The organism is Okeania sp. (assembly GCF_983059655.1).
Window position 1 is genome coordinate 1 of record NZ_CEZPJD010000423.1, and the last position, 6,684, is coordinate 6,684.

4 protein-coding genes are annotated in these 6,684 nt (G+C 36.4%); 2 read left to right on the top strand and 2 right to left on the bottom strand.

The genetic code is table 11. The features are described 5' to 3' along the window. Positions 1 to 869 precede the first annotated feature (869 nt). Positions 870 to 1,490 carry a Uma2 family endonuclease gene (locus AC3DU7_RS20885; RefSeq protein ID WP_488041225.1) on the top strand — a complete coding sequence of 207 codons (621 nt, stop codon included), beginning with the start codon at positions 870 to 872 and terminating at the stop codon, positions 1,488 to 1,490. A gap of 969 nt (positions 1,491 to 2,459) precedes the next feature. Continuing rightward, positions 2,460 to 4,784, top strand: coding sequence for a heavy metal translocating P-type ATPase (locus AC3DU7_RS20890; protein ID WP_488041226.1), 2,325 nt, complete (start codon positions 2,460 to 2,462; stop codon positions 4,782 to 4,784). 775 nt (positions 4,785 to 5,559) lie between these two features. On the opposite strand, the gene AC3DU7_RS20895 is transcribed toward AC3DU7_RS20890, so the two are convergent. Both AC3DU7_RS20895 and AC3DU7_RS20900 read right to left on the bottom strand, forming a co-directional pair. Beyond that, complete coding sequence (locus AC3DU7_RS20895; protein ID WP_488041227.1) at positions 5,560 to 6,168, bottom strand: acyl carrier protein; 609 nt, start codon at positions 6,166 to 6,168, stop codon at positions 5,560 to 5,562. A 132-nt stretch (positions 6,169 to 6,300) separates the two neighbouring features. Continuing rightward, positions 6,301 to 6,684, bottom strand: a 384-nt coding sequence (locus AC3DU7_RS20900; RefSeq protein ID WP_488041228.1) for a hypothetical protein, incomplete at its 5' end; no start/stop codon positions are given.

A 6,684-nucleotide genomic window follows, 5' to 3' on the forward strand; every position in this document is an offset into this window, starting at 1 on the left:
AAGGTCGCCAATTTTTTCTTAACTTATTCTATCTTATTTCCCAACAACTCTAATGTAACCGCTCAATAATCCGGGGTAAATCGGTAAACTGCAAGCCTCAAATGGCGTAAAATCGTTCTTAATATCGAATCCGTTTAATTCGGTATAAAAAAATATTCCATCTTCATCCAGAGCGGAAAGAATTCTGAGTTATTTTCCCTTCTGTTTGCGGAGCATTCCGTAGGAAATTCTGAATTCTGGATTCTGGATTCTGATTCACTATCTTATTACACCGATGCTACCGGATTTGATATAAACTGATAGTCTGCCCCCATTTATTGAACGGATACTTAATAATTAACAATTACCTCTCTTTGAAAAGAAGAAAATTGACGCGTTAAGGAGAGGCTTTAAACCTTAATTATTCAGCAAGTTCTAGGTGAAATCTTATTGGGGTAGAATTAATTAATAAAAGTTGCTAGAAGAAAATGTTAAAAAATTAAGTTAACTATGGAGCGATCGCTAGTTTTTTTCCTATATTAGAGGTAAGCATTTCCTGCGGAATGCTGCGCAAACAGCTATTAGCAGTTAGCTAGCCTTCTCCGAAGGAACTGCGTTAACAGCAATTAGTAATTATTCAAGGTTTTGTCCAGGGATTTTTGCAGTAACTTTTTATTTTAAATTTCAAAGGTTGCTTTTATCTTCTCCAAAATTAATAGCTGATAGTTAGTAGCTGATGGCTGGATGCTTACTATTATAGTTGTTGGGAAATAACTTGAAAAAGCGAATTAAAGCCACAGAAATAATCTAACTTTCTTGCTGCTTTTCCTCCGTGAATTTTTCCTGACGACCAAATAGATTTATAACTAAAATTATTAGGATGATTTAAGATGCTTATTTCAGCAGAAAAACCGGATATTAAGTTAATGACTTTAGACGAGTTTTGGGACTGGTATCCTGATGGTTATGGTCGATTTGAACTACATAATGGAGAGATTGTTGAAATGCAACCTACTGGAACTCACGAAAAAGTAGCTGGTTTTCTAGCTTCAAAATTATCAGTTAATATTGAGCGTCTGAACTTGCCTTTTTTTATCCCTCGACAAGGACTAATTAAAGCAATAGATTCGGATAAATCGGCTTATATTCCTGATGTAATGGTATTAGATGATAATGCTATGGAAAATGAGCCAATGTGGAATAAGCGATCGACTATTACTCAAGGTAAAAGTGTTAAATTAGCCATAGAAGTAGTTAGTACAAATTGGCAAGATGATTATTTAAAGAAGCTTGGAGAATATGAAAAATTAGGGATAGGCGAGTATTGGATAGTTGATTATTTAGGGTTAGGAGGTAGGCGCTATATTGGAGAACCCAAACAACCAACTATTTCGGTTTGTAATTTAGTTGAAAGTGAATATGCGATTAATTTATTTAGAGGTCAAGATGCGGTGAGTTCCCCGACTTTTCCAGAACTCAATTTAACCGCAGAACAAATATTTGGAAGTTAAAAGTCAAAATTTATAAAATCAAAAGTCAAAAGTCAAAAGTCAAAAGTCAAAAGTAAGATTTTATCCGCTCAAAACTTTAAAGTTTGGGCGTTGCTGAATCAAGGGATGAATCTTTTTTGAACAGGTAAATCTCATCCTTAATTAAAAGTCAAAAGTTAAAAGTAAGATTTTATCAGTTCAAAACTTTGATGTTACAGTAATTTACGGAAGTTATTTAACATTAAAAATTTGAATACTAGGTTACTCAAGTTTAAATCCATTTTCTGTTATTTATCCCATCTTAAATTAGGGCTTACTGATTAAATCTAAAAGTCTTTATAGATAAAGGTAAATGTCTTTTTAAGTATCAAAAAATGCGAGGATTTAGGTGCTAATGGTTCAAAAATTTAGGATTTTGGCCAAGAATTGGGCCGAAAAATCAAGGGATGATTCTTTCTACTATCTTCTCTATAATTCCCCTGTAAGCATTTCCTACGGAATGCTGCGCAAACAGCTATTAGCTGTCAGCTCAAGCGCAATAATACTCTCTCCGTATAGGACAGTGTTTAAATTAAAAAAAGACTTTAAGGGCAAGGGAGGAAACTTTTGTAGTAAAACAATTAAATATTGCTTTTATCCTAAACTAAAAGCAATAGCTGATATAGCAATATGATTTGAGTTGTGAGATATTGAAAACTTTTAGGGAACACCGGATCTGGGAACAGGGAACAGAGAAAAAGAAAAAAATGTATCATATGAATATAATAATTGCTATATTCTATACTTTTAAGGAACATCTGAATTCTCACAACTTATTCCTGATTGCTATAGCTGATAGCTGATGGCTGACGGCTGAATGCTTACATTCCCCTAACTCCATTCTCCTGACTCAGTATTTCAAGCCTCCTATTGAGTAGGAGGTACTGATAACTGATAACTGATAACTGAAATAACTCCTTCTTCAATAGTTTAATTAGTAGAGAAAAATTTATGCAACTTGCCTCCAAACCAGAAACAACAAATATCGATCGCTCCCCAGCAGAAACCATCACCCTTGATGTTAGTGGGATGAAATGCGCCGGATGTGTCAAAGCAGTCGAACGCCAACTAACCCAACAAACAGGGGTTATCTCCGCTCTAGTCAACCTAGCAACGGAAGTAGCAACCGTCCAATGCCAAACAGGAGCGATCGATCCAAACAGTCTCGCCGAAAAACTCACAAATAACGGTTTCCCTACTCAACCACGCATTGATACCTCCGAAATAGACGCAGCCAAAAAACAAACCGAGCGCCATAACCAAGAAATTAAACAACAAATTAGACGAATAGCGATCGCTGCCTTCCTCATTATTCTCTCAGGTATCGGACATTTGGGACACTTCATTGGCGTAGAAATTCCCATTTTGAGTAATATTTGGTTTCATGCAACATTAGCAACCTTAGCTTTATTACTACCAGGGCGCGAAATTATCATCGACGGTGTTCAAAGTCTCTGGCGAAACGCCCCCAACATGAACACCTTAGTTGGCCTCGGTGCCCTGACTGCCTACATCGCTAGTGTTGTTGCTCTACTATTTCCCGAATTAGGTTGGGAATGCTTTTTTGACGAACCAGTAATGATCCTTGGTTTCATCCTTCTGGGCAAAACCCTCGAACAACAAGCAAGATATAGAGCAGCATCTACCCTCCAGTCATTAATAGCACTCCAACCTGCCACCGCACATTTAGTCCCACCGCCAAACGGGGAGAATAATTCTGAGTCTGTAGAAATTCCAGCTTCACGAGTCAAAGTAGGAGAATATCTGCAAGTATTGCCTGGAGAAAAAATTCCTGTGGATGGAGAAATATGTAATGGCAAAACAACAATAGATGAGTCGATGCTGACTGGGGAGTCTATACCTGTAATAAAAGAATGTGGCGCTAAAGTTACTGCCGGAACTATTAATAACTCAGGCGCTATAGTTATCCAGGCAACTCACACAGGTTCGGAAACTACATTAGCTCAAATAGTTAAATTAGTCGAAACCGCTCAAACCCGCAAAGCACCTATTCAAAATTTAGCAGATACCGTAGCAGGTTATTTTACCTACGGCGTAATGACTATAGCTTCAGCAACCTTCCTATTTTGGTATTTCGCAGGTACTAATATCTGGCCGAATGTGTTGCAGATAACTAACCATGAAGGAATGATGATGGCACATTCCACTTCCCCACTATTATTAAGTTTGAAATTAACCATCGCTGTCTTAGTTATTGCTTGCCCTTGTGCATTAGGTTTAGCCACACCCACCGCAATATTAGTAGGTTCGGGTGTCGGTGCAGAAAGAGGTTTATTAATTAAAGGTGGGGATGTACTGGAAAAAGTACATGAATTAGATACTATTGTCTTTGACAAAACTGGAACATTAACCACAGGCCATCCCACCGTTACTGATATTGTCGGCGATAACCCGCAATGGTTATTACAAATTGCAGCGACTGTGGAAAGTGGTGCGAGTCATCCCTTGGCAAAAGCAATTTTACAGAAAGCTCAACAAGAGGATATCTCATTACTCACAGCTACAGACTTTCACACTGAAGCTGGTTTAGGAATATCTGCTGTTGTAGATGGTAAACCTGTTTTAGTGGGAAATTTGGAATGGTTGAAAAGCCATGAAATTGTTGTCAATGGTGAAAATATTCCTACTTTAAACGGCAAAACCACGGTTTATATTGCTGTAGATGGAATATTAGCTGGAGTTATCGGAGTTAGTGATGTGCTTCGGGATGATGCTCAGGCAACAGTACAACGTTTACAAAGTATGGGTTTAAGAGTGATGTTATTAACAGGCGATCGCTCTTCTGTTGCCGAAACTATTGGCCAACAGTTAAATATAAATTTAAAGGATATTTTGGCAGAGGTGGCACCATCTGGAAAAGCAGAGGCGATCGCTTCTTTGCAGTCAAATGCTGGAAAAGTGGCAATGGTGGGAGATGGTATTAATGATGCTCCTGCTCTAGCTCAAGCAAATGTGGGTATTGGGATGCAAGCTGGTACAGATGTGGCAGTGGAAGCTGCTGATATTGTGTTGATGCAGGATAAATTGATGGATGTGGTGCAGTCTATTAAACTCAGTCGTACTACTTTCAACAAAATTCGTCAAAACTTATTTTGGGCTTTTGCCTATAATATTGTGGGCATTCCTGTAGCTGCGGGAGTGTTGTTACCGACTTTTGGTATTATTCTCAACCCTGCTGCAGCGGGTGCTTTTATGGCATTTAGTTCCGTGAGTGTTGTGACAAACTCTTTATTGCTGCGTAGTACATTTCGTTGAAAAAGGAATTAACAATAGACATCTCCTCCACGCATAGAGAGTAGGGGTCATTTCAGTTATCAGTTATCAGTTATCAGTTATCAGTACCTCCGACTAAAACCGGAGGCTTGAAAATACTGAACTGAAATTTTTTCATCCCCTTAAAAGGGGAGGCTTTAGACCTCACTTTTTGGTAAATAATTGATAATTTCTGTGCGATATAGATATTTATTTTTTATTATCAAAATAACATGGGTCGCGCAACCCCGCCTTTTAAGGCGCAATATTTTTGGAGCCTTGCTCAAATCCCTGTTACAAAAATAACTTCTGACTTCTGACTTCGTTAACTGGAGATGTCTAATTTATTTTATAGCAGGGAAAAGTGATGCGACTCCGTGAGGAAACAGTGGGAAAAACTTTTCCCTTTCCCGTACTATAAATTAATCGGTAGTCCTGTATATTTCAATAATGGATAATTGATAATGGATAATTGATAATGACCTCTCCCTCAAAGGAAGAGGATTGAATCAAAGGAAAATTTTTTCTTGTTTCTCCTTAAAAGGAGAGGCTTTAAACCTTAATTATTCGGTAATGATATTATATCCGAATAATTAGCGGTCAAAAAATTTCCTCCTTTTCCACCTTTTTATTATTTTTTTCTTCTTCTTGCTTCCCTCCTGACTCCTGACTCCTCCATCATTTATTTATAAGTATTCAACCGGGCATAATATGATAAGTCAATATCAGCGATTAGTTCTTGACATTAATCTTGAAAATATTACGTTTTTTCTAAAGTTTATTTCCGATCGTGATGGTATTCATACAATAAAAACAGAAGGTCTTTAATCATATAAACTTTAGCCCATTCTTCCACTGGTAATTTTACTCCTAATTCTTCTTCAATTCGCAAAGCAAACTTAGAGCTAAGTACATCTGGGTCTATTTTCAAATCATCAACTAACCTATCATCTAATTCCAACTGTTTTTGAGGTCTATTTAAAATCTCTTCAAGAAACTTAAAAAGAGCTAACTCAATTTCTTTTCTCTTTTTTAAAATTCTTTCAGTTTCCTTTTCTCCTTTTTTTGTTGTAACTAGCCAAGCTATCTCACCAAGTCTAGGTATTCGACCTAGCTCATCCCATTCTCTTTCAATGCGATTAATTATACTTTCAATATCTAGATTCCATATTTGATATTCCAAATTCTTTTCATCAACATACTCAAACATTCCAATTTCCATGAAACCAGTCTCCAGTATCTCTCGGGTTGCTTCAAGAGTCATCAACTTTATTTCTTGGGGATTTGCTTGTGGGAAATTTACCCTAAAATCATCTATGATTTGCCATAAACCTACATAGTCTTCTGTTCCTTCAATGATATAGCCATCCCAAAATTCATATTTCATAGCTTTTATCTCTATATAATTACTACTACAACTAGGGCAGATTAGTTGATAATTCGACATCTGAGTAATAGATATTTTTTATAATTACTATCATTAGATAATAGCATCTTTGTTAGACCGGAATGCTTAATATTAAATAATACTTTCTATAAATTCCCAATTAGAATTTTCTATTATCGACTTACTTAACAAATCAAATTTTTGACGGCAATGATTATTTGATTTTAAAGGAATTTCTTCATTTCTAGCCACTAGATTTATTTTGATTTTTTCAGTATTAGTTACTATGCCAACATTTATATCTAAAGTAACAAGTTGAGAGAAAATAACTTGACCATGAACTTCACTCGCCATTAAATAGCTGCCTTGGATATAGGCAACTTCAAAACCACAATAATTTAGAATATCTGTCAAAATTAACAGTAGATTTTCTACATCTACAGCCACAGTAAATACACCATTATAGCGAGCCATAAAAAACTCCAATAATTTAATTGAAGAAGGAAGAAGGAAGAA